This window comes from Thauera sp. ZXT1-4, assembly GCF_052598215.2.
In genome coordinates this window covers 12,474-38,013 of record NZ_JBQWSN020000024.1, presented here as the reverse complement: position 1 = coordinate 38,013, position 25,540 = coordinate 12,474, and the positions used below count along the sequence as shown (strand labels likewise).

The 25,540-nt window shown below is 68.5% G+C and carries 20 protein-coding genes; 8 read left to right on the top strand and 12 right to left on the bottom strand.

Annotated elements, in window-relative coordinates; translation table 11 throughout:
* Positions 1-12: 12 nt before the first annotated feature.
* On the bottom strand, positions 13-1,002 hold the full coding sequence (locus ACUH78_RS15195) for a TRAP transporter substrate-binding protein (protein WP_418363954.1): 990 nt from the start codon (positions 1,000-1,002) through the stop codon (positions 13-15).
* Between the two features lie 182 nt (positions 1,003-1,184).
* Here ACUH78_RS15195 and ACUH78_RS15190 point away from each other — a divergent pair, with 182 nt between their 5' ends.
* Genes ACUH78_RS15190 through ACUH78_RS15175 form a run of 4 tightly spaced genes read left to right on the top strand, consistent with a single transcriptional unit; the run spans position 1,185 to position 4,358 of the window.
* Positions 1,185-1,700 carry a winged helix DNA-binding protein gene (locus tag ACUH78_RS15190; protein WP_418363955.1) on the top strand — a complete coding sequence of 172 codons (516 nt, stop codon included), beginning with the start codon at positions 1,185-1,187 and terminating at the stop codon, positions 1,698-1,700.
* A 16-nt stretch (positions 1,701-1,716) separates the two neighbouring features.
* Positions 1,717-2,478 carry a 5-oxoprolinase subunit PxpB gene (pxpB, locus tag ACUH78_RS15185; RefSeq protein ID WP_445333891.1) on the top strand — a complete coding sequence of 254 codons (762 nt, stop codon included), beginning with the start codon at positions 1,717-1,719 and terminating at the stop codon, positions 2,476-2,478.
* On the top strand, positions 2,475-3,530 hold the full coding sequence (locus ACUH78_RS15180; RefSeq protein ID WP_418363957.1) for a 5-oxoprolinase subunit C family protein: 1,056 nt from the start codon (positions 2,475-2,477) through the stop codon (positions 3,528-3,530). Before pxpB ends, ACUH78_RS15180 begins: the two co-directional genes overlap by 4 nt.
* A 48-nt stretch (positions 3,531-3,578) precedes the next feature.
* Positions 3,579-4,358, top strand: coding sequence for a LamB/YcsF family protein (locus ACUH78_RS15175; RefSeq protein ID WP_445333892.1), 780 nt, complete (start codon positions 3,579-3,581; stop codon positions 4,356-4,358).
* On the opposite strand, the gene ACUH78_RS15170 is transcribed toward ACUH78_RS15175, so the two are convergent.
* Together ACUH78_RS15170 and recC are read right to left on the bottom strand one after the other, a co-directional pair.
* Complete coding sequence (locus ACUH78_RS15170; protein ID WP_435749913.1) at positions 4,332-4,958, bottom strand: IMPACT family protein; 627 nt, start codon at positions 4,956-4,958, stop codon at positions 4,332-4,334. The genes ACUH78_RS15175 and ACUH78_RS15170 overlap by 27 nt on opposite strands.
* Before the next feature lie 8 nt (positions 4,959-4,966).
* Positions 4,967-8,494 carry an exodeoxyribonuclease V subunit gamma gene (gene recC, locus ACUH78_RS15165; protein WP_445333893.1) on the bottom strand — a complete coding sequence of 1,176 codons (3,528 nt, stop codon included), beginning with the start codon at positions 8,492-8,494 and terminating at the stop codon, positions 4,967-4,969.
* Positions 8,495-8,693: 199 nt separating this feature from the next.
* Here recC and ACUH78_RS15160 point away from each other — a divergent pair, with 199 nt between their 5' ends.
* Complete coding sequence (locus tag ACUH78_RS15160) at positions 8,694-10,385, top strand: ATP-binding domain-containing protein (protein WP_445333894.1); 1,692 nt, start codon at positions 8,694-8,696, stop codon at positions 10,383-10,385.
* A 63-nt stretch (positions 10,386-10,448) separates the two neighbouring features.
* Here the strand turns inward: ACUH78_RS15160 and ACUH78_RS15155 are convergent, their stop codons facing one another.
* The 3 genes from ACUH78_RS15155 to ACUH78_RS15145 form a co-directional block, all read right to left on the bottom strand.
* On the bottom strand, positions 10,449-11,564 hold the full coding sequence (locus tag ACUH78_RS15155; protein WP_445333895.1) for an SPM autocatalytic domain-containing protein: 1,116 nt from the start codon (positions 11,562-11,564) through the stop codon (positions 10,449-10,451).
* Between the two features lie 81 nt (positions 11,565-11,645).
* Positions 11,646-13,070 (bottom strand): GTPase/DUF3482 domain-containing protein, encoded by a 1,425-nt coding sequence (locus ACUH78_RS15150; protein ID WP_445333896.1) that lies wholly within the window; start codon positions 13,068-13,070, stop codon positions 11,646-11,648.
* Positions 13,067-14,524 (bottom strand): DUF2868 domain-containing protein, encoded by a 1,458-nt coding sequence (locus ACUH78_RS15145; protein ID WP_445333897.1) that lies wholly within the window; start codon positions 14,522-14,524, stop codon positions 13,067-13,069. The genes ACUH78_RS15150 and ACUH78_RS15145 overlap by 4 nt, the downstream gene beginning before the upstream one ends.
* A 257-nt stretch (positions 14,525-14,781) precedes the next feature.
* Between ACUH78_RS15145 and ACUH78_RS15140 the strand changes: the two genes are divergently transcribed.
* Together ACUH78_RS15140 and ACUH78_RS15135 are read left to right on the top strand one after the other, a co-directional pair.
* Positions 14,782-15,258: a bacteriohemerythrin gene (locus ACUH78_RS15140; RefSeq protein ID WP_445333898.1), complete on the top strand. Its 477-nt coding sequence runs from the start codon at positions 14,782-14,784 to the stop codon at positions 15,256-15,258.
* An 80-nt stretch (positions 15,259-15,338) separates the two neighbouring features.
* Positions 15,339-15,830, top strand: coding sequence for a hypothetical protein (locus ACUH78_RS15135; RefSeq protein WP_445333899.1), 492 nt, complete (start codon positions 15,339-15,341; stop codon positions 15,828-15,830).
* A 32-nt stretch (positions 15,831-15,862) separates the two neighbouring features.
* On the opposite strand, the gene ACUH78_RS15130 is transcribed toward ACUH78_RS15135, so the two are convergent.
* From ACUH78_RS15130 to ACUH78_RS15115, 4 genes are read right to left on the bottom strand one after another with little or no spacing between them, the layout of a single operon-like run.
* Entirely contained in the window at positions 15,863-16,999 is a 1,137-nt protein-coding gene (locus ACUH78_RS15130) for a CobW family GTP-binding protein (RefSeq protein ID WP_445333900.1), read from the bottom strand.
* 49 nt (positions 17,000-17,048) lie between these two features.
* A complete protein-coding gene (gene adeC / locus ACUH78_RS15125; protein ID WP_418363968.1) occupies positions 17,049-18,473 on the bottom strand; it encodes an AdeC/AdeK/OprM family multidrug efflux complex outer membrane factor in 1,425 nt (474 codons plus the stop codon).
* 1 nt (position 18,474) lies between these two features.
* On the bottom strand, positions 18,475-21,630 hold the full coding sequence (locus tag ACUH78_RS15120; RefSeq protein ID WP_445333901.1) for an efflux RND transporter permease subunit: 3,156 nt from the start codon (positions 21,628-21,630) through the stop codon (positions 18,475-18,477).
* An 11-nt stretch (positions 21,631-21,641) separates the two neighbouring features.
* Positions 21,642-22,841 carry an efflux RND transporter periplasmic adaptor subunit gene (locus ACUH78_RS15115; protein ID WP_418363970.1) on the bottom strand — a complete coding sequence of 400 codons (1,200 nt, stop codon included), beginning with the start codon at positions 22,839-22,841 and terminating at the stop codon, positions 21,642-21,644.
* Between the two features lie 194 nt (positions 22,842-23,035).
* Between ACUH78_RS15115 and ACUH78_RS15110 the strand changes: the two genes are divergently transcribed.
* The gene (locus tag ACUH78_RS15110) at positions 23,036-23,665 is read left to right on the top strand and encodes a TetR/AcrR family transcriptional regulator (protein ID WP_418363971.1); all 630 of its coding nucleotides are present in this window, start codon (positions 23,036-23,038) and stop codon (positions 23,663-23,665) included.
* A gap of 30 nt (positions 23,666-23,695) precedes the next feature.
* On the opposite strand, the gene ACUH78_RS15105 is transcribed toward ACUH78_RS15110, so the two are convergent.
* Positions 23,696-24,979, bottom strand: a complete 1,284-nt coding sequence (locus ACUH78_RS15105; RefSeq protein WP_445333902.1) for a TRAP transporter large permease — start codon at positions 24,977-24,979, stop codon at positions 23,696-23,698.
* The gene (locus ACUH78_RS15100; RefSeq protein ID WP_445333903.1) at positions 24,976-25,503 is read right to left on the bottom strand and encodes a TRAP transporter small permease; all 528 of its coding nucleotides are present in this window, start codon (positions 25,501-25,503) and stop codon (positions 24,976-24,978) included. The genes ACUH78_RS15105 and ACUH78_RS15100 overlap by 4 nt, the downstream gene beginning before the upstream one ends.
* Positions 25,504-25,540 lie beyond the last annotated feature (37 nt).

Sequence of the window (25,540 nt, the reverse complement as noted above, 5' to 3'; positions counted from 1 at the left end):
GACAGCGAGGACTTACTTGAGCTTGCGATAGGCGTCGAGAATGGCCTGCCCGTCGGCGCCGGCCTTCTCGGCCCACTCCGCGGTCATGCGCTCACCGATCTTGAGCAGTTCGGCCTGCAGCGCCTCGGGCGCGGGCTGAACCTTCATGCCGTTGGCCGTGAGCTGGTCGATGTACCAGGCGGTCTTCTCTTCCGACACTTTCCAGCCGCGCTCTTCGGCAGCCGCAGCCGCCTTGAGCAGCGCCTCGCGACTGGCATCGTCGAGGCCATCAAAGGCCTTCTGCGACACGAACACGATGTTCTTCGGCAGCCAGGCCTGGATATCGTAGTAATGGCTGAGCTGCTCCCAGCTCTTGGTGTCGTAGCCGGTGGCCGACGAGGTCAGGTTGGCCGCCACCACGCCGGTCGACAGCGCCTGGGTGAGGTCCGCTGCCTGCACGGTCACTGGCTGACCGCCCATGAGCTGGATCATGCGCGCCACGGTCGGGCTGTAGGAGCGGATCTTCATGCCCTTGAGGTCGCCGATCGTGTTGAGCTCGGTCTTTGAATACAGGCCCTGCGGCGGCCAGGCCACCGAGTACAGGATCTTCAGGCCGTTCTTCGCCAGGCGCGCCTCGACCGCGTCCTTGGAGGCCTGCCACAGCTTCTTCGAGTCCTCGTAGCCGGTGGCCAGGAAGGGCACGGTATCGAGCGCGTAGAGCGCATCCTCGTTGGCCAGGCCGGAGATGATCACCTCACCGATCTGCGCCTGCCCCCCCTGCACTGCCCGCTTGATCTCGTTGGCCTTGTACAGCGAGCCGTTGGGATGCACGGTGATCTTGAGCTTGCCACCGGTGGCCTCATCGACCTCCTTGGCGAACTGCTGGATGTTTTCGGTGTGGAAGTTGCTGGCCGGGTAAGGCGTGGGCATGTCCCAGGTGCTCTGGGCGTGGGCGCTTGCGGCCAGCCCCAGACCGAGAAGGGAGATGGTGAGCGCCTTGAAGAGAGGACGCGAGAGAGTCATGGCATGTGCTCCTGATTGAAGGAGGGCGAGAGCCCCGTAACGCGGTTTGAGGGGCGGCGACCTGCTTCTCATAAGTCACCGTTATTGCACGATAGAGATTTTATGGGTATCTTGTCAACAAAACGTATACGTTTTTTCGACGTTTCATTCATCAAACCCGTGTCTTTTCCCCGGAGACCACCATGACCGAGGCCAATCGCATCGTTTCGTCCCAGCATCTGGTGTCGGCCAAATCACCCGAGCTCTCCGAGTTCGAGTTCGGCCTGATCATCGCCTGGCATGCCTTCGCGCGCTGGATGATCCGGTGCATGACCGCCGCCGGGGTAAAGGACATGACCCCCACCGACGTACTGGTCCTGCACCACGTCGCCCACCGCGACATCGAGAAGCGCCTCGGCGACATCGCCTTCGTGCTCAACATCGAGGACACCCACGTCGTCTCCTACTCGCTGCGCAAGCTCGCCGGGCTGGGCCTGGTGCAAAGCATCAAGCGCGGCAAGGAGGCCTTCTTTTCGCTCACCGAGCAGGGTCGCGAGGTCTGCATGGCCTATCGCGACGTGCGGGAGGACTGCCTGATGCCGGGCTTCACCGGAAACCCGGAGGACAACGCGCAGATCGGCGAGCTCGCCCGTCTGCTGCGCACCTTGTCCGGTCGCTACGACCAGGCGGCACGCGCAGCCTCCACTTCCTCACTGTGACGCCAGGAGCACGCACTTGAGCCATCGCATCCTCGACGCCGGTGACGCCGCACTGACGATCGAGTTCGGCGCCGTGATCGATCCGGCCCTGCTCGGCACAGTCAACGCGCTCGACACCGCCATCCAGCACTTGCTCGACGCGGGCGAGTTGCCGGGCGTGATCGAAACCATGCCCACCTTCCGCTCGCTGACGGTGTTCTTCGATCCGCTCACCACCGAGCGCGCCATCCTGCTCACCACGCTGCAGCCCCTGATCGCCGCCGCCGAACATGGCGTGCCGGCCGACGGTCGCCACTGGCGCCTGCCAGTATGCTACGAGGGCGAGGCCGCACCCGATCTCGGCGAGGTGGCGCACGCCCTCGGCATCGGCGAGGCCGAGGTCGTGGCGCTGCACAGCGGCGCCGAGTACCTCGTCTATATGCTCGGCTTCCTGCCTGGCTTTCCCTTCATGGGCGATCTGCCGGAAAAGCTGCGCCTGCCGCGGCGCACCCAGCCACGCGTGCGCGTACCCGCCGGCAGCGTGGCGATCGCCACCGGCCTGACCGCGATCTACCCGTGGGAGAGCCCTGGCGGCTGGCACCTGCTCGGACGTTGCCCGGTGCCGCTGTTCGACGCCCACCGCGCCGCGCCCTCGCTGCTCGCCGCAGGAGACCGCGTGCGCTTCATGCCGGTGAGCGCAGACCAATACCGCGCGATCGAAGCCGGCGTGCGCAGCGGCGAGATTGACCCCTTGCAATGGCTGCACGCCACCCCCTCCACCGTGGAGAACGCCACATGACCCCTCGGATCCAACTGGAGATCATCTCGCCCGGTGCCTTCGCCTCGATCCAGGACGGCGGTCGCCACGGCTTCCGCCGCATCGGCGTGCCCTGGGCGGGCGTGCTCGACCGCCGCCTGATGCGGATCGCCAACGCGCTGGCTGGCAATGCCGACGACGCAGCCGTCATCGAGTGCTTCGACGGGGGGCTGCAGCTTGCCGCGCACGGCGGTGCGATCAAGCTCGCCATCGCAGGCGATGCCGTCCTCGAGCTTGAAGGCGCGGAGGGTCGTCGCCCGCTCGCACCCTGGCGCTCGGTGACGCTGGCCGAAGGCGAAACCCTGCGCATCCGCAAGATGAACGCGGGCCGCATCGCGATGGTCGCGGTCGCGGGCCTGCAGGTTCCCATGGTGCTCGGCAGCGCGGCCACCTATGTGCGCGCCAGCCTTGGCGGCGCGGACGGCAACGGGCGGGCACTGGCCGCCGGCATGCGCCTGCCCCTGGCCGAAGCCGGCGCCTGGGGCAGCGATCACGTGCTCACGCAGATCCCGGAAGCGGACCACAGCCCGATCCGCCTGGTGCCCGGCCCGCAGGACGATCATTTCCGCACCGAGGCCTGCGTCGCTTTGGTCAACAGCGAATACCGCGTGACCGCCGAGGCCGATCGCATGGGAATGCGCCTCGAAGGCGCACCTTTGGCACACAGCGGTGCCGCCGAGATCGTCTCCGACGCCACCGTCCCCGGCTCGATCCAGGTGCCCGGCGCCGGTCAGCCGATCGTGCTGCTCGCCGATGCACAGACCGCCGGCGGCTATCCCAAGATCGCGACCGTGATCAGCGCCGACCTCGGCCGCCTCGCCGCACTGCGGCCGGGCGAAACGCTGCGCTTCACCACCGTCACTGCCGCCGAGGGCGCGCAGATCGCACGTGCCGCAGAGGCCGGGACCCAGGCCCTGATCGCCACGATCCGCCCCCTGCCGCCCGACGGCATCGACCTCGTCGCGCTGTACACGAGCAATCTGGTCGGTGGCGTCGTGCATGCGCTCGGCGCCGAGTACCGACCGCTGTATTGAAGCCCCCCGTGGGGGCCGCCCCCCAACGCCCGACCAGAGGCCCTTTGCATGAACAAGACCATCAACCTCAACGCCGACCTCGGCGAATCCTTCGGCGCCTGGACCATGGGCGAGGACGAAGCCCTGCTGCAGGTGGTGCGCTCGGCCAACATCGCCTGCGGCTTCCACGCCGGCGACCCGGTGGTGATGCGCCACACGGTGCGCACCGCGCTCGCCGCCGGGGTGAGCCTGGGCGCCCACCCCGCCTACCCCGACCTGCAGGGCTTCGGTCGCCGGCCCATGAAGATGACCCCGGCCGAGTTGGAAGCGATGGTGATCTACCAGGTCGGCGCGCTCGCGGGCATGGCCGCAGCGGAGGGCGGCCGCGTCACCCACGTCAAGCCGCACGGCGCGCTCAACAACCAGGCCTGCGAAGACGCGGCGCTGGCCGATGCGGTGGCGCAGGCGGTCAAGGCAATCGACCGCGATCTGGTCCTGCTCGCCCCGGTGCTGTCCGAGCTTCAGTTCGCTGGCGAGCGCGCGGGGCTGCGCGTGGCCGGCGAGATCTTCGCCGACCGCGCCTACACCGACAAAGGCACGCTGGTGCCGCGCGGACAGCCTGGCGCGGTCATCCACGACCACGACCTACTCGTCACCCACGTGCTGCGCATGCTGGAGGCCGGCGGCGTGGTGAGCCAGAGCGGCAAGGTGTTGACGACAGCGATGGACAGCATCTGCGTGCATGGCGACACTCTGGGGGCGGTGGAGAGCGCACTGCACCTGCGCAGCGAGTTGGAGGCGCGTGGGTGGACGGTCTGTACCCTACCCGAGATGCTCACCTCGCGCTGAGCCGACCTCCTCCGGCGCATTCAGCCACTCGATCCGCCCCTGTCCCGACTCGGCCAGCCGGGCGCGAAGCGCCGCCGCGTCCTCCTCGCGCAGGCTGAAGCACAGCTCCACCGCCTCGCCATGCGCCACCGTCAGCAGGGTTGCGGCCGCAGCTTCGAGCTCGCGGCGCAACAAGCCCTCCAGCGCATAGGGCACCCTGCAGCGCAAGGTCGCCAGGCGAACGATGGGCACCTTCTCGGCCTGCAGCAGCGCCTGCGCCACCGTGTCGGTATAGGCACGCACCAGGCCGCCCGCACCCAGCTTCACCCCGCCGAAGTAACGCACCACGGTCGCGAGCACGCCCTCCAGGTCCTGATGGCGCAGCACATCCAGCATCGGCCGCCCGGCGGTGCCGCTCGGTTCACCGTCATCGACCGCCGCCGACTGGCCACCGGCGAGCAGGGCCCAGCACACGTGGCGCGCCCCCGGGTGCTGGGCCCACAGGTCCGCCACCACCTTCTGCGCACCGGCACGGTCGGCCATCGGCTGCACGCAGCCGATGAAGCGGCTCTTCTTGATGACCAGCTCGCTGTGAACCGGTCCGGCAAGGCTGAGAGGCATATCCGTGTCTATCCTGCCGTAAGCTCGGGCCCGGTCTCGAGATGCGCCCGCAGGGGGCCGAGCACGGCCTTCGCGATCGCCTCAAAGGCATCGTCCAGCGGCTGGGCCACGCCACGCAGCGCGAGTCGGTAGGCCGGGTCGCTCGACTCGCCATGCTCGGCACGCTGGCCACCACGCCAGCGCGCAGCGGCCTTGGCCGCGCTCTCGCCGGCCTCCACGTACGCCCAGGCAGACTTGGGAAAGAAGTGCAGCGGCTGCATCAGCCCTGCACGGTAGTGCTCGAGCAGCGCCGCCAGGTGCGCGCGCGCGGACTCCGACGGCAGCGGCGTGAACGCGAAGGCGGCATCCCGGGCCAGCAAGCGCGTACACGGCGTGATTGCGGCAGGTGCACTGGCGCACAGCAGCAGGTGTGCCAGCCAGGCTTCGACGTAATCCGCCGCGGCGGGGGGGGCAAAACGATGCCGTAGCAAGCCGTCGGGGCGCAGTTCGGCGAACACGCCTTCCACACGCCAGTCTTCACCCGCCACCGTCACCGCCACATGCAGAGCCTGCGCCGGCAGTGCAGGACAACTGCGCGCTTGTGCCAGTCGGATCGCGAAGCGGCGCATCGCAGCAAGCTCTGCATCCAATGCTCGCTCGCCGAGCACACCCGACGGAAACTCCCCGCCCGCCCGTGCGAGCGTGCGCAGGCCCGCCGCGTCCACCTCGGCAGCGGGGTCGAGCAGCACCGGCAGCAGGCGGCGGGCGAGTGACCATTGTGCAGGCCGGTCGGCGAGCAGGCACTCCACATCCTCCAGCTCCGCCGCGGCCTCCGGCAGCGCAAGACCCAGCCGTTCACCCAGCAGGTAGCGGCAGGGGTTGCGGAAGAAGCGGGCCAGCGCATCCAGCGAGGGCGTGCGCCACGCAGGCCCGGGCGGGGGCAGTGGCACCGGGAAGAAGGGCGTATCGCACAGGCCGGTCTCTGCGTCCGCGGGCAGATCTTCCATCGCGTCCTCCGTGCCCTCCTCCGCCCCATCCGCCACAAACATGGCGGCCCGACGTGCGGGCGCGGCCCCGTCTGCCGCCATTGCCGCAGCCGCGCCACCTACTGCCTGGCGCTGCGCTGCAGCGAGGCGGGCGGCGAGCGCCTGCGCATGCCCTTCGTTGAAACTCACCAGGCGCTCGTCCGTGCGCGTCCCGGAGAGGAAATACTCCGAAGAGAAAGCCTGCAGCGGATGCTCCACGATCAGCCGCCCGCGCGCCTCGGCGAACGCGTTCGGGTCCCCCGCGCAGGACGCCGTTGCCTCGGCGAGTATGTCCAGCAGCTCGTCCACCAGCACCGAGGGCGGCAGGCCCGCGCCATCTCGCACGCTGCGACCGACGTAGGAAAGATGCAGCACTTCACGCGCAGACAGCAGCACATCGAGGAACAGGTTGCGGTCGTCGAGCCGGCGCTGGCGGTCACCGGCCTGCGCATGCAAGCTCATCAGATCGAATTCCGCCGCACGCTCGCTGCCCGGGAACGCGCCCTGATCCAGCCCGATGACGCACACCACACGGTAGGGCAGGCCGCGTAGCGAAGGCATCGCCGAGAAGGTGACCGCGCCGCCCGGCACGCCGCCACGCGCAGGGTCATCCAGACGCTCGGCGAGCGCAGCGCGCACGACCTCGAGCGACAGCGGCGCGCCATCCATACCCGCATCCATGTCGGCGCCGAGTTGTGCAATGACTGCGCGCACCTCGCGCAGTTCGTCCGCCCACGCAGGCAGATCGGCGACGAAGCCACTCAGGGTCTCGTTCAGCAGTGCCTGCCAGGATGCCGCGTCCTGCGCCTGCGCCAGACGGCGGCAGATCGTGCGCAACGTATCGATGAAGCGCCAGAAACGGCCCAGCACCTCCGCCGCCTGTCCTTCAGGCACACCCGCGCCGATGCGCCCGCCGAACGGCGCGGCCTGCGCCGCATCCCCCGCCGCCCAGGCGAGAAAGAGCCGGTGCAGGCCCTCCTCCAGGGTATGGGGGGCGGCTACCGCGACGCGTGCGGAGCGGCGCTCCGCCCCCTGTGTTGCCCCCTGTGGCGCAGCGTCTTCAGCGAGCGCGGCCTGCACCGAGGCCGCATCCAGCCCCCAGCGCACACCCGCCACCCGCAGCCAGTCGTGCACCTGCTCCAGCCCCGCCTCGCCGAGCCCGTGGCGGGCAGCCACCGGAGGCTGGCGGAGCAGATCGAAGACGCGCGTCGCCGGAAAACGGCTTGCGGCGAGCGCAAGCACGCCGTCGAGCACCCGCGCCACCAGGTTGTCCTGCGTGCTGCCCAGGCCGGTAATGCGCCACGGGATCCGCCGGGCAGGCGGCGCGGTGCCGAACACCGCCTCGATCAGCGGTGCGCTGCGCTCCAGGTCCGCGGTCAGCACAAGCACGTCCGCGGGCCGCAAGGGCTCACCGCTGCCCGGAGGCGCCCTGAACAGGCCCAGCAGGCGGTCGTGCAGCACCTCCAGCTCGCGCGTGCGGGCGTGGCATACATGCACCTCGACGCTACGATCGCCTGCGGCCACTTTCACCCCCGCTGGCGGCAATTCCTGCAGCATGAGGATGGCGTTCTGCAGCCGCGCAAGCAGATGACGACCCGGGTGGGGTGAGAAGAAGGCCTCCTCCTCAACCTCATGCTCGCCTTCGAACAGCAAGCCGATCTGCGCACGCGTCTGCTTGCCCCAGGCCGCCAGCAGGCGGTTGCCGGTTTCGAAGAACATGTCTTGCTGGCGCACGGCGAGCCAGGACAGCCGCCGCGCATCCACGATGTCGAACCAGTATTCCTGGCAGGGGTTGAGCACGTACAGCCGCACATCGACCACGCGTCCGAGCCCGCGCAGCATGTCGAGATAGAGGGGCGGCAGCGCAGGCAGGCAGAACACATGCACGGTGCGCGGCAGGCCGCGCGCGGCGGGCGCATCAGGGGCCAGGGCACCCAGGGCACGCAGGAAGGCCGTCGCCGGATGCTCGCTGTGCAGCGCCAGCATCTCACGCAAACGTCGCCACAACTCTGCCTGCCAGGCCTCGTCGGCCCGCGCGGATTCGCCCGCATCGCGCGACAACGCCGTGCCGCGCCCTTCCGCCCACAACGCGAGCCAATGCGGCCGATAGGTCAGATAGTGGTCGAACACGCGAGCGATCCGCGTAGCGAGCTCGTAGCGCCCGCGCCCATCGGCCGTAGCGAGATAGTGCTGCAGGCGCGGGTGCCCGGCGATCCAGGCGCCACGCTCGTGGTTCAGGTCGAGCAGGGCCAGGATGCGCCACACCAACAGCGCCGGCGCAAAGGGCGAGCGCTCCGGCACTGGCAGCACGCGCCCGATCTGGCGCCACAGCCATTGCGCCAGGTAGTCGCAGCGCAGGTTGACACACACGCCTTCGCGATCCGCAATAGCCAGCTCCAGCCGCCGCCGCAGGGCCGCATTCGGCACCACCACCTCACGCCCGCCGAACGGGCCGGGGCGCTCGTCGGCAAGGCGGTCGAGCAGGCAGTCGAGCAGGATTTCGAAGCGGTTCGAGAATGTGACGGAAAACATGGTCGGGAAGAGCGACAGGCCGCACGCAGGGCAAGCGGCGAGGATAGCGCATCGACGGCGCTTTGCTGGCGCAAGGACACACGCCCTGGCGCGCGGGACAGCGCTCCCGGCTGTGCGGCTGAGGTCGCGGGCAGGGCGGTACAATCCCATCTTTCCGTCCTGCGGACGGCCTGCGTCCCGCGACCCGAGCACTCTCCCCATGGCCAAGACCCACCCCGAAGGCTGGCGCCTGCTTCCTGCAGAAGGGGCGCGCCGGCGCGAGATCGCCACCCTGACTCTGCTCGCCGCGGCACTGCCCGCGGACACCACGATCTACCATGGTCTGCACTGGACCCGGAGCGATGGGCGAGGCACGGTGTTCGGCGAGGTCGATTTCGCGGTGGTCGGTCCTACGGGACGCGTGCTGCTGGTGGAACAGCACACAGGCCTGCTGGACGAGGGCGCACAGGGGCTGGCGCGCCCGGGCAGACAGCGCGGGCAGCAGATCCACGTGGAGCTGGCGCGCTCGGCGGAGGCCTTGCGCAGCCGCCTGCGCCCGCTGCTGCACGGCGAGGAGCGTCCGCTCGAGTTGCTGCTGTACTGCCCCGACTACACGGTGCGCCAGCCCGGCACCGCCGGCCTCGACCCGGCGCGGATCGTAGATTCCACGCGCCGCGACGCACTGCCGGCAGTGATCACCGCGCTCACGCAAGCGCAGGCAGGCGACGCCGCGCTGGACGCCGCGGCCCGCACCGCCCTGCACCGCTTCTTCGCTGACCTGCTGGAACTCGTGCCCGACGTGCAGGCGCACATCGGCCAGGCGGAGGACCTGACCACCCGCCTCGCCGGCGGTCTGACCGAGTGGGCACGCCGGATCGAGATGAACCCGCATCGGCTGCGCGTGACCGCTACAGCCGGCAGCGGCAAGACGCAGCTCGCGCTCGCCGCCTACAGCGATGCGATCGCCGCGGGCCGGCGGCCGCTCTACGTGTGCTACAACCGCCCGCTCGCCGACCACTTCCTGCGCATTGCGCCAGCGGGGGGCGAGATCGCCACCTACCACCAACTCTGCGACCGTCGCCTGCGCGACGCCGGGCGCAAACCAGCCTTCGGCGCCCCCGGCGCCTTCCGCCGCATGGAGGCGGACTTCGCCACCCTGGCTGCAACCCACGTCACCGCCGACTGGCAGTTCGACGAACTGATCATCGACGAGGGGCAGGACTTCAGGGAGCCCTGGCGCGACGCCCTGCTCGCGCTCCTCAAGCCGGGCGGACGCGCATGGTGGCTCGAAGACCCGCTGCAGAACCTCTACGACCGCCCGCCGGTCGCCCTGCCCGGCTGGGTGGGACTCACAGCCGACACCAACTACCGCACCCCGGCCGACGTGCTCGCCCTGCTCAACGCCCGGCTTCCGCTGCCCGCACCGGTGCGCACCGGCAGCCCAGTGACCGACAGCAGGCCGGAGCTGTTCTCCTGGCGGGACGAGGCCGGACTGATGGAAGCCACCAAGCGTGCGATCACGCGTGCGCTCGGGCTGGGCTTCCGCCGCGACATGATCGTGCTGCTGACCTTCCGCGGCCGCGAGCACTCGCGCTTCACCCCGCTCGACCACCTCGGGCCGCACCGCCTGCGTGCCTTCACCGGCCGCTACGACCTGCTCGGCGAGCCGGAGCACTCGCAGGGCGAATTGCTGATCGACTCGGTGTATCGCTTCAAGGGCCAGTCCGCGCCCTGCATCATCTTCACGGAGATCGACTTCGAGACCTCGGATGGGCACTCCCGCGAGCACATGGACGAACTCACCCTGCGCAAACTCTTCGTCGGCGCCACGCGGGCGACGATGAAGCTGATCCTGGTGGCGTCGGAGCAGGCTGCGAGGGCACTCGAGCCACTCGATGCAGGCAGCAGCTGAAACAAGGCTGGACACGCGCCGCCAGCGGATCCCTCCACCGCTGGCGCGACCGGCACGTGGCGCTCAGACGCGCAGGTCGACCTGGCTGACCGTGCCGACGCTGCCGTCCTCACGCAGGTAGATGCTGCTCGCACGCATCTGCCCGAGGGCCTCATTGGCCGCGTTGTTGAGGCTGAAGGGAGTGCCGACCCGATCGAGGTAGAAAGCGCCCACCCCGGCCTGCTCGAGCGTCTTCAGGCTGCCCTCGCCGTGTGCATCCGGGCGCCAGATGCGCAGCTGTGACCACGCTGCATCCGCCTCGTCGATCCAGCCGTTGCCGTCGTCGTCGAGCGCGGCAAGCTCGGCGAAGCCGTCGCCGCTGGCAGGCCCGAAGAGCTCCCTGCCATCTTCGATGCGCCCGTTGGCGTTGCGGTCGAAGGCGAGGAAGCCGGCACCGCCGGCCATGGGAAGCTGCTCCTTGCGCCCGTCGCCATCGAGGTCGAAGGCGAAGCGCAGATCGGACAGAGCCGCTGCAGGACCGCCGAAATCGAGCACGAGCGGATCCTTCATCGGTGCTGCGCCGGCACGCAAGCTCACCGAGACCTCCTCGGAATAGCTGCGGGACATTGCGAAGCCAATCTCGAAGCGGATCTCCCCGCCGTCCGCGGTGCGGACCACCCCACCGGCTCGGAACGCCACGGATTCCTGCTCCGCGTAGCGCTCGGTGAGCTCATACGCCATGCCGAAGCCGGCGCCCCGCCCCGCCTCGGCCTCCGCCCCTGCCGGCCGCTGCGCGGCGGCCCCCTCGCCGGAGAGCGCACGCAGATCCTCCGTCCTCATACGCCGCACCGGCTCCCCGGTGAGGAACTCGATCATGCGGATGAGCAGGGCGAGTTGGGGGTCGTTCTCGGCGGGATCTTCCAGCGCCTCGACCGAGGCCGCCTCCGCAGCGCCGATGTCGGGCGAATCTGCGGCGAGCGCCGCGCGGCCCGCCGTCGAAATCTGCAGCGCACCGGGTGCGAGTGCGCGGCCCGGCTCCGCTCCGGCGGCCGAGGGCGTCGTCGCGACACCCAGCCCCCGGCCTCGTGGCGTGGGCGCGCCCGCACCACCGCCCCACACCTCCAGGCGCTCATGGCGCTCGAATGTACTGGAAGACTGATGCGAGGACTGCAGATCGATACGGTAGGCGGCAACTTTCATGCGGGCACCCCGGACGGACGGGTCGGTTGTCCGCGTTAACGGCCGTACACGGGAATTCTGAAGGCCCGGGCCGCCACACCCTCAAAGGAGCGCCTGGGCAAGCTCCGCAATCGCACCCTCCTTGTCCTGGCCGCCGTGATCGAGTGCCCATTCGGGGTGGGCGCGCGCGCGCGCGAGCGCATCCGGAAGCGCACCCTTGCGCCAGCGGTCGGCGGCCGGATCGGCAGCGGAAGGACCAGCCACGATCTCCCCTCCGCCCTGCAGCTCGATCGGCACCAACGCGGCGTGCCCCCTGCCGTCAAGCGCCGCCAGCAGCGCGCGCTGACGCAGCGCAACCATGCGCAGGATCGCATCATCGACGGTGAGCTCGCGATGACCACGCACCTTCGCTGCGATGCGCTCGCCGTAATGGCCGAAGGTCTGCCACAAGCCCCCCGCGAGCGCACCGAGGGCGGCTGCGGCGCCCAAGGTCAGGCCGCCAGTCATCAGGTCGATGCCCACCCCGGCTGCTGCACCCGCAGCAGCTCCCGTGCCCAGCCGCACGCCCATCTGGCGCAGCGTCTCGGGGTTGAAGAGGTCATCCTCCCAGCGTCCGTCCGCGAGCGGGAGCTCGGCCATGCGTGCATCGTCAGGGCGGAAGCGGTACAGCCGCAGCAGGCCATCGACACAGGCCTGCTCGCGCCGGCGCACGTCCTCACGCATGCGGGCGACGGCCGCCTGCAGCGCGGCTTCGTCGCCACCGGTTTCACCGCCGACGGTGTCGTCGCCCCTTTCCACCACACGCTCGCGGCGGGCTGCAAGTTCGACCAGCAGCTCCGCGACCCGCCTGCGCGCCGCCACACGGCGCGTATCGGCCTCGCGCTGGCGGGCCTGGATCAGCGCCTGCAGGCGGGCACGATGACCGTGAATCAGCGTCGCCAGGGTGCCGAAGAGCTCGCGCTCGCCATCGAGCGGCGGCGCCACGGTGTCGAAGCTCACCACCGCATGCAGGCCCAATCGGGCGAGCGCAGCACGCCAGTCTCCTGCCCGCGCCGCCGGATCGGCAATGAAGTTCAGCACGGGCAGCAGCGGGCGCGCGCAGGCCGCGAGCAGTTCGAGCTCGTCGCGATGCTTGGGGAGCACGGGGTCACGCGCATCCACCACATACAGGCCGGCATCGCTCGCCAGCATCTGGCGCAGCACCTTGGCCTCCTGCTCGAAGCGCGCGCTGGCTTCCGGGCGCGCCAGGAAACGCGCGACCCGCTCGGGGCCGTCGACACGCTCACCGGGGTCGACCAGGCCATCGATGAACTCGAGCAGGGCGATGGCGTCCTCCATGCCCGGGGTGTCGAAGAGTTCCGCCGCGGGCTCGCCGTCCGCCATCAGCCGCAGGCCCTCGACGTGGCGGGTGGTTCCGGCGTGATCGGAAACCTCGCCGAAGCCGACATCGCGCGCCAGCGTGCGCAACAAGGAGGTCTTGCCGGTGTTGGTGTGGCCCACCACGGCCACGCGCAGGATGTCGCTCATCGTTCCGGATCTCCGCCTGCGAGCCAGGCCTGCGCTGCGGCGGCGCTGGCAAACATGGCTTCCTCACCCACCCCGAGGCCGCCCAGCCCTTCCCGCCATTGCGCCACGCGCCCAAGCAACTCGCCAGCCCCCACGGGCACCACGCCGGCCGGCCAGACCCGGATCGACTGTGCATGATCGGCCAGGTCGGCAATCAGCCCCAGGCTGCCGCGATCGGGTGTCTGCCGCCCATCGACCACGACCAGCAGGCGCGCTGGAGGATGTGCGGCAAAGCGCTCGCGCACTGCGCGCCGCTGCTCGCGGCTGTCCAGTCGTCCGCCGTCCTCCCACCCAGCCCCCGTGCCGCCCGGAGCGGGGGGCGCCGCCGGTGCCCTAACCAGCCCCGGCCACGGCAGATCGTCACCCAGCTCCAGCGCGACCGCGACCGCGCCGCCGCCACCCTGCGCGACTGGGGCGTTGCGCTGCGGACGCGGCATCGCCGCTGGCTCCGGATCGCGCACGCCGATGCGTTCGCTGTCGGGCATCAGCAGAGGGCGCAGACGGGCGTAGCCGGCATGCGACGGATCGAGCCGGATGCGGGCCGCGCCACGTCGCCACAGCCCGAAGCAAAGCAGCGCCAGGGCCAGCCGGGGCAGCACACCGTAGGCCACCATCGCGCCCACCAGCCAGCCGGCCCAGGCACGGCGGCCCGCCTCGGCGAGCATCGGTGCATCACCGCTCGCCATCACGGTGGCCGCATCCGGCACCGGAAAGCCTAGCGACCCGGGCAGAGCGCCGAGCGCGGCACTCAGCGCAACGAAGGTGTCCGCCGGAAGGATGGTGGTTTCCCACACGAAGCCGTAACGTCTTGTGGCCAGCAGCGCGAGCACGCCGAGCGTGGCGCCCAGCAGCGCACCGAGCCACAGCGCATGGTTCGCCGCCCCCACCCCCCAGGCCGCAAGGCGACCGCGGCCGAGGAGGCCAGCGAGCGCGAGCGGGAGGTCGGCAGCCTCGCGGCTGCGGTCGAGCCAGCCGGTCAGGCTGAGCCAGGCCCGGCCGAGCAGCCCCCCATGCTGCAGCGCGGCGCCCTGAGCGCCACCCTGCAGGGCGAGGCTCGCCAGCCACAGCAGCAGGCTCAACCCATGCACGCCGAGCAGCCCGCCCAGGGTCCACACCACATTGACCGGACGCGAACCGTCGCCCAGCACCCCGGCCGCCGCGCCGAAGCCGAACAGGAACGCAAGCACGAAGGCAAGCGTCAGCACCAACCTCGCGCGCGCCTGCCAGCGCCGGATCGCCGCGCGCCACGCCACGGCGCCCTCGAGCAACTCGGCGCGCTTCAGCAGGCGCGCCTCGAAGCCACCCGAGTGCTCCCGCGCCGCGGCGTGCGCGCGCGCCTCGTCAAGCGGTGGATGATGTTCCTCATGGCGGCGGACGAGTTCGGCCAGCCAGCGCGAAGAGAGGGGATTCGGCAAGGGGGATCTGGGCACGCGAAAGCGGAAGGCAAGAAGTTCGCACAGAGTGATGGGGCAAGCATAACAACCTCGCCGTCCATACGCATCGGCGGCAGGCACATGGCAGCGATGCCATCCGGGATGACGCAGCGGCGGATGCAGCCGGAGGTGCATGTCGGCATGGGGCGCAATCCCTTCCATTTAGAATTGATCCTGATCAAGATCATCCTGAATGGAATCGTTAGCCTTATGGCTTTCCTCACGACTGGATCGCGCCCATGAGCACCGAACTGTTTCACTGGACCGACGAGTTCAGCATCGGCTTGCAGGAGATCGACGAGCAGCACAAGGAACTGGTGGACCTGCTCAACCAGTTGCACACCGCCATCCGGGAGCATCACGGGTCTACTACTTCACGCCAGATCCTCGACAAACTGGCCGACTACACCCGAACCCACTTCGCCGTGGAGGAGAGTCTGATGCGGGTGTCGAACTACCCCGAGTTCGCCGCCCACAAGCAGAACCACGAGGATCTGATCGGGCAAGTCCAGTCGCTGCAGGAGAAGCTCGACAGCGGCGAGGCGACGATCAGCTTCGAACTCCTGCACTTCCTCAAGGTCTGGCTGATGCGCCATATCAACGAGGCGGACAAGCGCTTCGGCGCGTATTTCATCGAGTCCGGCGGCGAGTCCAAGTGGTCCGATGACGTCGAGCAGGCGATGAAGAAGCGCAAATGGTGGTGGAAGTTCTGGTAAGAACTGTGCGACAGAGGCCAAACTTCGCCCTTCTCACTCTTTCCACCCTTTCTCAACCCGCCCACCCTTTCGAGAAAACGATGATGCAGCACGCCCGGACATACCGACTCGCTCTCCTCTCCCTCGTCCTGCTCGGCAGCAGCCTTGCGGCCACGAGCGCACACGCGGAAACGCTCATCTGCCCCGATCTTTCCAAGGCTGCGCAGATCCAGCCGTGCCCGACGGACGAGGAGTTGCGTTACACCTACATGGGCTTCTGCGGCGACAATGCACGTCTCTACGGCCGCGACGTACTCACCTGCGCGAGCTTCGAGAACTACAAGGCCGAGAAGAACTACGCGCTCTGGGAGACGGCAGACGGCGCCTTCAGCGGCTATCTTTCCTGCAATCTCGGCGCGGACACGATCAAGGCCTCGAAGGCCCTGAAGATGAGCGTCGAGCGCAAGAACAACCTGACCCGGCTGATCTGCAACTACGAGAACGACCAGCGCATGGTGCATCGGACCAAGGCGAACTGCACGGTCGAGCAGGCAGACTGCAGCACCGGCGAATGCAGGGCCCGCTGCGACTGAAGTAGGCGCACCGGGTACCGCAGCACGGCTCTTCAAGCGTGCGGAACCTGCCCGGTGAAGCTGCCCAGGATGGAGGCCACCTCCTCCTGCGCCAGATCGCGGACGATGAACACAAGTCGGCTGCGGCGATCGTGGTAGGGCGGGCCATCGGGCCAGGCCTCCAGGCTGGTGGCGGGATAGACACTGTGCTGAACGCATTGCAGCACGCGTGGCTGCGGGTCGCCCGCCACGTTGAGGAGGCCCTTGATACGCAGGATCCGCCCGCCATAGACCTGCAGCAACAGCGACAGTCCGTCGGAAAACTCGTACCAGGCCAGGGGCTCGTCGAAGCACAGCACGAAGCTGTGCACCCCCGCGCTGTGGCGCTCCGAAACCTGCGCGTCCGCGCTCTCACCGGACACTGCCCGTTGCCCCGCGCCCGGCCGACGCCAAGCCGGCGCAGGAGACGCGCGGCGCACAGCGCGCACCGCCTCCTCTCCCAGCCAGGCAGCCACATCGGGCGTCTTGCCGCCCGGATCGTACAAGCCACAGTCGAAGATCTGCTCGGGGGCCACCCGGCCCTGCTCAACCTCCACCTGACGCGCGCCGGGATTCAAGGCCGACACCAGCGCCGCGACCTCGGCGCGGACCTCTTCACTGGCGAGATCACACTTGGTGAGCAGCAGGCGGTCAGCCATCGCCACCTGGCGCATGGCCTCGTTATGACTGGCGAGCTGCTCACGGGCATGGGTCGCATCGACCGCAGTCACCACGCCGTCGAGCCGGTAACGTTCGGACAGGAAGGGCTCCGACAGCAGCGTATGGATGACCGGGGCCGGATCGGCCAGGCCGGTGGTTTCGATCAGCACCCGGCGCAGACCCTTGAGTTCGCGTCGCAGCGCGCGCATGAACAGGCCCTTGAGCGCCCGCACCAGATCACCCTGCACGCTGCAGCAGATGCAGCCCGAATCGAGCACCACCAGGCTCTCATCGACCCTCTCGACCAGGTGGTGATCGACGCCGACCTCGCCAAACTCGTTGATCAACACCGCGCAGCCTTCCATCTGCGGCTGTCGCAGCAGATGGTTCAGCAACGTGGTTTTACCCGCACCGAGGAAGCCGGTGAGGATCGTGACCGGAATGCGGCGGTCGGCTTCTTGTGCGTTTGGGTCGGAGGCGTTCATCGGCATGCAGTGTAGCGTGCCGCAAGCCGTGCTTCACGACCCACGGCACGCGCCCTTATTGCCAGCCGCCGCCCAGCGCCTTGTACAGCGCAACACGGTTGCTCGCATCCGACAGTCGGGTGGAGATCAGCTCGAGCTCGGCGCCGTACAGACTGCGCTGGGCGTCGAGCAGGTTGAGGTAGCTGTCCACCCCGCCCTTGTAGCGTGCATCCGAGAGCGCGAAGCTCTGCTGCGCAGCCTCGACCAGCCGGCGCCGCGCGTCGAGTTGCTCGGCCAGCGTGGCGCGCTCGGCGAGCGCATCCGACACCTCGCGGAAGGCGGACTGGATCGCCTTCTCGTACTGGGCGACATGGATGTCGCGCTGGATCTCGGCCACATCCAGACTGGCCTGCAGGCGCCCCGCCTCGAAGATCGGCAGGCGGATCTGCGGCACGAAGCTCCACGCCCCCGAGCCGCCGTCGAACAGGCCGCTCAGCGCGCTGCTCGCCGTCCCGGCGCTGGCGGTGAGCGTGATGCGCGGGAAGAAGGCGGCACGTGCCGCACCGATGCTGGCATTGGCGGCCATCAGCGCGCGCTCCGCCTGCAGGATGTCGGGGCGGCGCACAAGCACCTCTGCAGGCAGACCGGCGGGCAGTTCGGCGATGGCCGCGACCTGCTCGCCCAGGGCCGGCGGCTGCAGCGTAGCGGGCACGCCGGTCCCCACCACCAACGCGAGTGCATTCTCGCCCTGCGCCACCAGCGCGGCGTAACGCGCGGCATCGGCACGCGCCGTCTGCATCAGGGTTTCGGCCTGGCGCAGATCGAGCGCGGACACCGCACCGAGATCGAAGCTGCGCTGCGTGAGCTCGAAGGACTTCTGCCGCGTCGCGAAGGTGCTGCGCGCCAGAGCCAGACGCTCACGGTCGGCCGCAAGGCGCAGCCAGGCATTGGCCACTTCGGCGACCAGGCTGATCTGTGCGCTGCGGCGCGCCTCCTCGGTACCAAGGTAGGTCTGCAGCGCCTGCTCTTCGAGGCTGCGCACACGACCGAAGAAGTCGAGCTCATAGCTGGCAAAGCCGAGGTTGGCGGAATACTGGCGGCTGACCGTCGAGTCGCCACTCATGCTCAGGTCGCCCGGCACACGCTGCGCGCTCTGCCCGCCGCTGGCCGCGATCGACGGGAACAGGTCGGCACGCTGGATGCCGTACTGGGCCCGCGCGCGCTCGATATTGAGCGCGGCGACACGCAGGTCGCGGTTGTTCTCGAGCGCGAGCGCGATCACCTCGCGCAGGCGCTCGTCGGCGAAGTAGTCGCGCCAGGCGACGGTGTCGGCCAGCGGCGCGACCGCCGCAGCCTCGGTAGGCGCAGCCTGCGGGAAGCTCGCCGGCACCGGCGCCGCGGGGCGCTCGAACACCGGCATCATCGAGCATGCACCGAGCGCGCTGGCCGCCAGTGCCGTCAGCAGGCCGCGCAGCGGCAACCTTGTTGCGTACTTGCTCATATCAACGTCCCTCCTGGGCGGTCGGCACCACGACCTCCGTTCTCGGCTTGTCGGGGAATACGCGCTTGATCACCACATAGAACAGCGGCACGAAGAACAGGCCAAGCAGCGTCGCGGCGATGGTGCCGCCGAGCACGCCGGTGCCGATCGCGTTCTGGCTGCCGGCGCCGGCGCCGGTGGCGATCGCCAGCGGCAGCACGCCGAAACCGAAGGCGAGCGAGGTCATGATGATCGGGCGCAGACGCATCCGCACCGCGTTCAGCGTGGCGGAGATCAGGTCCTTGCCTTCTTCCATCTGCGCCTTGGCGAACTCCACGATCAGGATCGCGTTCTTCGACGACAGGCCGATGGTGGCGAGCAGGCCGACCTGGAAATACACGTCGTTCGACAGGCCACGCCCGCTGGCGGCGAGCAGCGCGCCAAGCACGCCGAGCGGCACCACCAGCATCACCGCGAAGGGCACCGACCAGCTCTCGTACAGCGCCGCCAGGCACAGGAACACCACCAGCAGCGACAGCGCGTACAGCGCCGGCGCCTGCGAGCCGGAGCGGCGCTCCTCGTAGGAGGTGCCCGACCAGTCGTAGCCGATGCCGGGCGGCATCCTCGCCATGATCTCCTCCACGGCCTGCATCGCCTCACCCGACGAAAGGCCTGGCGCGGCCTGGCCGAGGATCTCCATGGAGGGCTGGCCATTGAAGCGCTCCAGGCGCGGCGAGCCATAGTTCCAGTGCGCGGTGGCGAAGGCCGAGAACGGCACCATCTCGCCCGCCTTGTTGCGCACGCACCACCTGTCGAGATCCTCGGGCGTCATGCGCGAGCCTGCCTCACCCTGCAGATAGACCTTCTTGATGCGGCCACGGTCGAGGAAGTCGTTGATGTAGCTGCCGCCCCAGGCGGTGGACAAGGTGTCGTTGATGTCCGCGACCGACAGGCCGAGCGCGCCGGCCTTGGCGTGGTCGATGTCGAGCTTGAGCTCGGGCATGTCCTCCTGACCGTTGGGGCGCACGCCCACCAGGCGCTTGTCCTGCGCGGCCATGCCGAGGAACTGGTTGCGCGCAGCCAGCAGGGCTTCGTGGCCGAGGCCGGAGCGGTCCTGCATCTGCACGGTGAAGCCGCCCGAGGTGCCGAGCTCGATCACCGCCGGCGGCACGAAGGCAAACACCATGGCCTCGCGGATCTGCGAGAACGCGCCCATCGCTCGCCCGGCCACGGACTTCACGTCCTTGCCTGGCGCCTTGCGCTCGTCCCAGTGCTTCAGATTCACGAAGCCGATACCCATGTGCTGGCCACTGCCGCCGAAGGAGAAGCCTGCAACCGTGAAGATCGCGCGCACAGTGTCCTTCTCATTCACCAGGTAATGCTGCTCGACCTTCCTCAGCACCTCGAGCGTGCGCTCCTGGGTGGCACCAGCGGGCAGCATGACCTGGTTGAACATCACACCCTGGTCTTCCTCGGGCAGGAAGGAGGTCGGCATGCGCATGAAGAGCAGGCCGAGCACCGCGACGATGGCGACGTAGATGGCGAGGAAACGCACGCTGCGCTTGAGGATTCCGCCGACCGCCGACTCGTAGCCCTGGGTGCTGCGGTCGAACCTAACGTTGAACCAATGGAAGAACTTGCCGAACAGACCGCCTTCGCCATGCTCATGGCCCTTCTCCACCGGCTTGAGGATGCTCGCGCACAGGGCGGGGGTGAACACGATGGCCACCACCACCGACAGCGCCATCGCCGACACGATAGTGATCGAGAACTGGCGATAGATGACCCCCGTTGAGCCTCCGAAGAAGGCCATCGGCACGAACACCGCCGACAGCACCAGGCCGATACCGACCAGCGCGCTGGTGATCTGGTCCATCGAGCGCTTGGTCGCCTCCTTGGGTGGCAAGCCCTCCTCGCTCATCACGCGCTCGACGTTCTCGACCACCACGATGGCATCATCCACCAGCAGGCCGATCGCCAGCACCATGCCGAACATGGTCAGCGTGTTGATCGAGAAGCCGAACGCCGCCATCAAACCGAAGGTGCCGAGCAGCACCACCGGAATCGCCATGGTCGGGATCAGGGTAGCGCGGAAGTTCTGCAGGAACAGGTACATCACCAGGAAGACCAGCGCCACCGCCTCGATCAGCGTCATCACCACCGACTCGATGGAGATCTTCACGAAGGGCGTGGTGTCGAAGGGCACGACGTATTCGACCCCTTCGGGGAAGTAAAGCTGCATGTCGTCGAGCTTGGCGCGCACCGCGCTGGCGGTGTCGAGCGCGTTCGCGCCCGGCGCAAGCCGGATCCCCATGCCCGAGGCGACCTGCCCGTTGAAGCGGGCCAGGGTGCCGTAGTTCTCGGCACCGATCTCGACGCGGGCGACGTCCTTCAGGCGCACCTCGCCGCCCTGCTGGCTGCTGCGCAGCAGGATGTCCTCGAACTGCTGCACAGTCTGCAGGCGGCTCTGCGCGGTGATGGTGGCGGTGAAGCCCTGCCCCGGCACGGCGGGGGTGCCGCCGAGTTGACCGGCCGACACCTGGGCGTTCTGGGCCTGCAGAGCGGCGCGCACGTCACCAGGGAGAAGGCGGAAGCTCTGCAGCTTTGCTGGATCCAGCCAGATGCGCATCGCGTACTGCGCACCAAAGACCTGCACCTCGCCCACGCCCTCTACGCGTGAGAGCGGGTCCTGAATGGTCGATACGAGGAAATCCGAAAGATCCGGCCCCGTCAGGCTGTCGTCCGTCGATACGAAACCGACCACCATCAGGAAGTTGGCGCCCGACTTGGCGACCGTCACCCCCTGCTGCTGCACGGCCTGCGGCAGCAGCGGCAGCGCGGTCTGCATCTTGTTCTGCACCTGCACCTGCGCGATGTCGGGATCGGTGTCGGCAGAGAAGGTAAGCGTGGTCGAGGCGTTGCCGTAGGCGTCGCTGGTCGACTTCATGTACAGCAGGCCATCGAGGCCGGTCATCTTCTGCTCGATGATCTGCGTCACCGAGTCTTCCACCGCCTTGGCCGAGGCGCCCGGGTAGCGGGCGTTGATGACGATCGCGGGCGGCGCGATCGAAGGATACTGGGACACCGGCAGCTGCTGGATGGACAGGGCGCCCGCCAGCATGATGACGATGGCGATGACCCACGCGAAGATGGGCCGGTCGATGAAGAAACGTGCCATGGTCCGCTACCTCAGCTGGCCTTGCCTGCGGGCGTGGCAGCGGGCACCCCTGTCCCCGCCTCCTGCGCCTGCACCGGCGCACCCGGCCGGACCTTCTGCAGCCCCTCGACGATGATGCGCTCGCCAGCCGCAAGGCCGCTGGTCACCACCCAGTCCGAGCCCAACGACTGCACAACCTGCACCGGACGCGCCTCGACCTTGCTCTCGGCATTGACCACCATCACCAGTGCGTTGCCGCGCGGGTCGCGGCTGAGCGCCTTGTGCGGCACCCGGATCGCCTCGCTGCGCGTGCCCTGCGGCAAGCGCGCACGCACGTACATGCCGGGCAACAGCACGCCGTCGGCGTTGGGAAACTGGGCACGCAGGGTCACGCTGCCGGTGCCTTCGTCCACAGTGACCTCGGACAGCGCCAGGCGGCCCTCGGCGGCGTACTCGCTGCCATCCTCGAGGACCAGCCTCACCGGCACCTCGCCCTTGGCGCCCGGCTGCAGTCGGCCAGCGGCGATCTCGGCGCGCATGCGCAGCATTTCGGCGCTGGACTGGGTAAGGTCAACGTAGATCGGGTCAAGCTGCTGCACCGTGGCGAGTGCCTGCGCCTGGTTAGCGGTGACCAGCGCACCGGCAGTCACCGCCGAGCGGCCGATGCGGCCGGCGATCGGCGACTTCAGCCGCGTGTAGTCAAGGTCGATCTTCGCCTTGTCGAGCGCGGCCTTTGCCGCCGCAACCTCGGCATGGGCCTGCTTGAGCGCAGCCTGGGCATCGTCGTTGGCCTGCTTGCTCACCGCGTCGATCTTCACCAGGCCGGCATGGCGCTGGGCCTTGATACTCGCCGCTTGGGCATTGGCCTCGGCGCGCGCGAGATTCGCCTTCGCACTGTCCAGCGCGGCCTGGTACAGCGCCGGGTCAATCCGGTAGAGCACCTGCCCAGCCTCGACCTCGCTACCTTCCTTGAAGGCGCGCTCGGTAAGGATGCCGGTGACCTGCGGGCGCAGCTCGGCGATCAGGTACGGCGTAGTGCGGCCGGGCAGCTCGGTCACCATGGGCACCGCAGCGGTCGCGACGGTCATCACGGTGACCGCTGGCGCCTGCTGCTGCGCCCCGGCACCCGGCGCGGCGCCCTGTTCCTTGCCGCCGCTGCAGGCAGCAAGGAACAGGGCACTCGCGGCCACCGCGACTGCGGATCGGATCAGGGAACGGGAGTTGGTCTTCATTTGAGCCTCGTGAACGCGAAAGACTGCGGCCCACTGAAAGGTGTTGGCTGCAGGCTGGAATCGGGTAGATTTAGAATGCTCGTTCTAGATCGAACGCTCATTCTATGTTATGGTTTGTTGCACCGCAAGAATTTCAGTGAGCTTCCCATGCGCAGGCCGATCCACAACAGGCCCGCGCGCGCCGCCAGCAAGACATGCAGACCACGGAACAGACACCTCAGCAGCACCAGCACGAAGCCTCGCGCGCCGCCGCGCGCCGCCAGCAGATCCTCAACGCCGCGGCGCAGTGCTTTCGCGAGCACGGCTTTCATGGCGCCAGCATCGCGCAGATCTCGAAGACCGCGGGCATGAGTCCGGGGCACATCTATCATTACTTCGAAAACAAGGAAGCCATCATCGCCGCGATCGTGGCACAGGATCTCGAGGGCCTGCTCACGCTGACCGCCGAACTGCGCGCTGCATGCAATGTGCGCGCAGCCCTGATCGAGCGCGCTGCCGAAGGCGTCTTCGATCAGCTCGACCCGGTGAGTGCCGCACTGAAGCTCGAGATCGTCGCCGAAGCGGCGCGCAACCCACGGGTTGCGCAGATCGTGCGCGAGGCGGACGCTGCCTGTCGACGCGAGCTCGCGACCACGATCGGCGTGATCCGCCGTGCCACCGGGCACGACGCCCCCCCCAAGGCGATCGAAGACATGGTGGAAGTACTCGCGAGTCTGTTCGAGGGTCTGCTGCTGCGCACCATCCGCAACCCTGCCCTCGACCACGAGCGCGTCGCGCGACGCATCCAGATCGCCATCAACGATCTGCTCGACCAGCCGGGCTGAGCGGCCCGCCGCTGGCCCGAAGGATCCGCCCTAGAGGTAACCCAGCCGTCCCGGCAGCCACAGCGCGAGTTGCGGAAACACGATCATCAGCGCCAGCCCGGCGGCCATCGCCAGCACCAGCCAGATCACCCACTTGAAGGTCTCCTCCATGCCGATGCCGGCGATGCGCGAGGTGATCATCAGCGAGATCGCCATCGGCGGGGTGAATTGGCCGATGGCGAGGTTGATCGTCATCATCACGCCGAACCACACCAGGTCCCAGCCCATCGCGATCGCGATCGGCACCAGCAGCGGCAGCAGGATCAGGAAGATCGAGATCGCGTCGAGGAACATGCCGGCGACGAGCAGCAGCAGGTTGATCGACAGCAGCATCAGCCATTCGCTGGAATGCAGTCCGACCAGCGCCTTGGCCGCAGCGTCGAAGATACCCAGCGTGTTACCCGCCCAGGCAAACACCGACGCCACGCCGATGATCATCAGCACCACCGCCGACAGCTCGCCCGCCTCGACCAGGATGCGGAACAGGCCCTTGAGGCTGATGCTGCGGTAGACGACCATGCCGACGAAGATGCCATAGGCCACGGCCACTACCGCTGCCTCGGTGGGCGTGAAGATGCCGGTGCGCAGGCCACCCAAGATGATCACCGGCGCGAGCAAGCCCCAGATCGCATCGAAGAAGCTCTTGCCCAGCGGCGGGCGCTCGGCCTTGTAATCGCGGCCAAACCCGTTTTTGCGGCTGATGATGATGGCCGGCACCAGCAGGCAGAGCGCGGCAATCATGCCCGGAAACAGGCCGGCGGCGAACAGCGCCGGCACGGTCGCCGCCGGCACCATCACGCTGTAGACGATGAAGGCCACCGAGGGCGGGATGACGATCGCGGTCGAACCCGAGGCGGCGATCAGGCCGGCGGAGAAACCCTTTGGATAGCCACGCGCAATCATCGACGGTAGCATCACCGCCGCCACCGCGGCCGCATCGGCCGGGCCAGAGCCGGAGATGCCGCCGAGCAGCATCGACACCAGCACCGCGACCACCGCCAGCGAGCCGGTCCATTCGCCGACCATCGCGGTGACGAAGCGGACCAGCCGCACCGCCACCCCGGAACGCTCGAAGATCATGCCGGCGAGGATGAACATCGGGATCGCCAACAGCGGGTACTTGGCGATGCCCGCGTAAATGTTGGTGGGCACCGCAAGCTGGTCGAAGCCGGCCATCGCCAGCACTGCGATGCTCGCCACACCCAGACCGGTGGCCAGCGGCATACCCGCGACCAGCGCGAGCAAGAACAAGCCGATGAGAACGGTGCCAATCACTGGACGCCCCTTCCGCCACCATGCACCCCACTCTCCGGCGGGGACGAGCGCTTCCGCATGCGGGTCAGCACCAGACGCAGCACCAGCGCGACGGCCAGAACCGGCATCCACACCGTGTACCACCACTGCGGCACGCCGAGCGCGGGCGAGGTCTCCTCGAAGCGGTACTGATCCCAGGTGAGCTTGCCGGCATAGAACGCAATGAAGGCGAACAGGCTCGCGGTGACGGCAAACGAAAGCCAGTCCGCCGCCGTGTGCCAGGCCGATGGGAGCTTGCGTACAAAAAAATCGACCCGGATGTGGCGGTCAAAGGCAAACGCCGCCGAAGAGCCGAGGAAAGACAGCACGATCAGCAACGCAATCGAGAACTCCTCGGTCGCGGCGAAGGACTGCGAGGTGAAGTAGCGCGCCAGCACGTTGCCGAACGTGATCAGCACGATCAGGCCCATGACGATGCCGGAAAGGATCTGTTCGACGGTATAGGGCGCGGGGCTCGCGTCTTCGTGCTGCAATTCGGTGCTCATCGAGAGTGCCAGTGATTCAGGAGATAGCCCCGTCCGG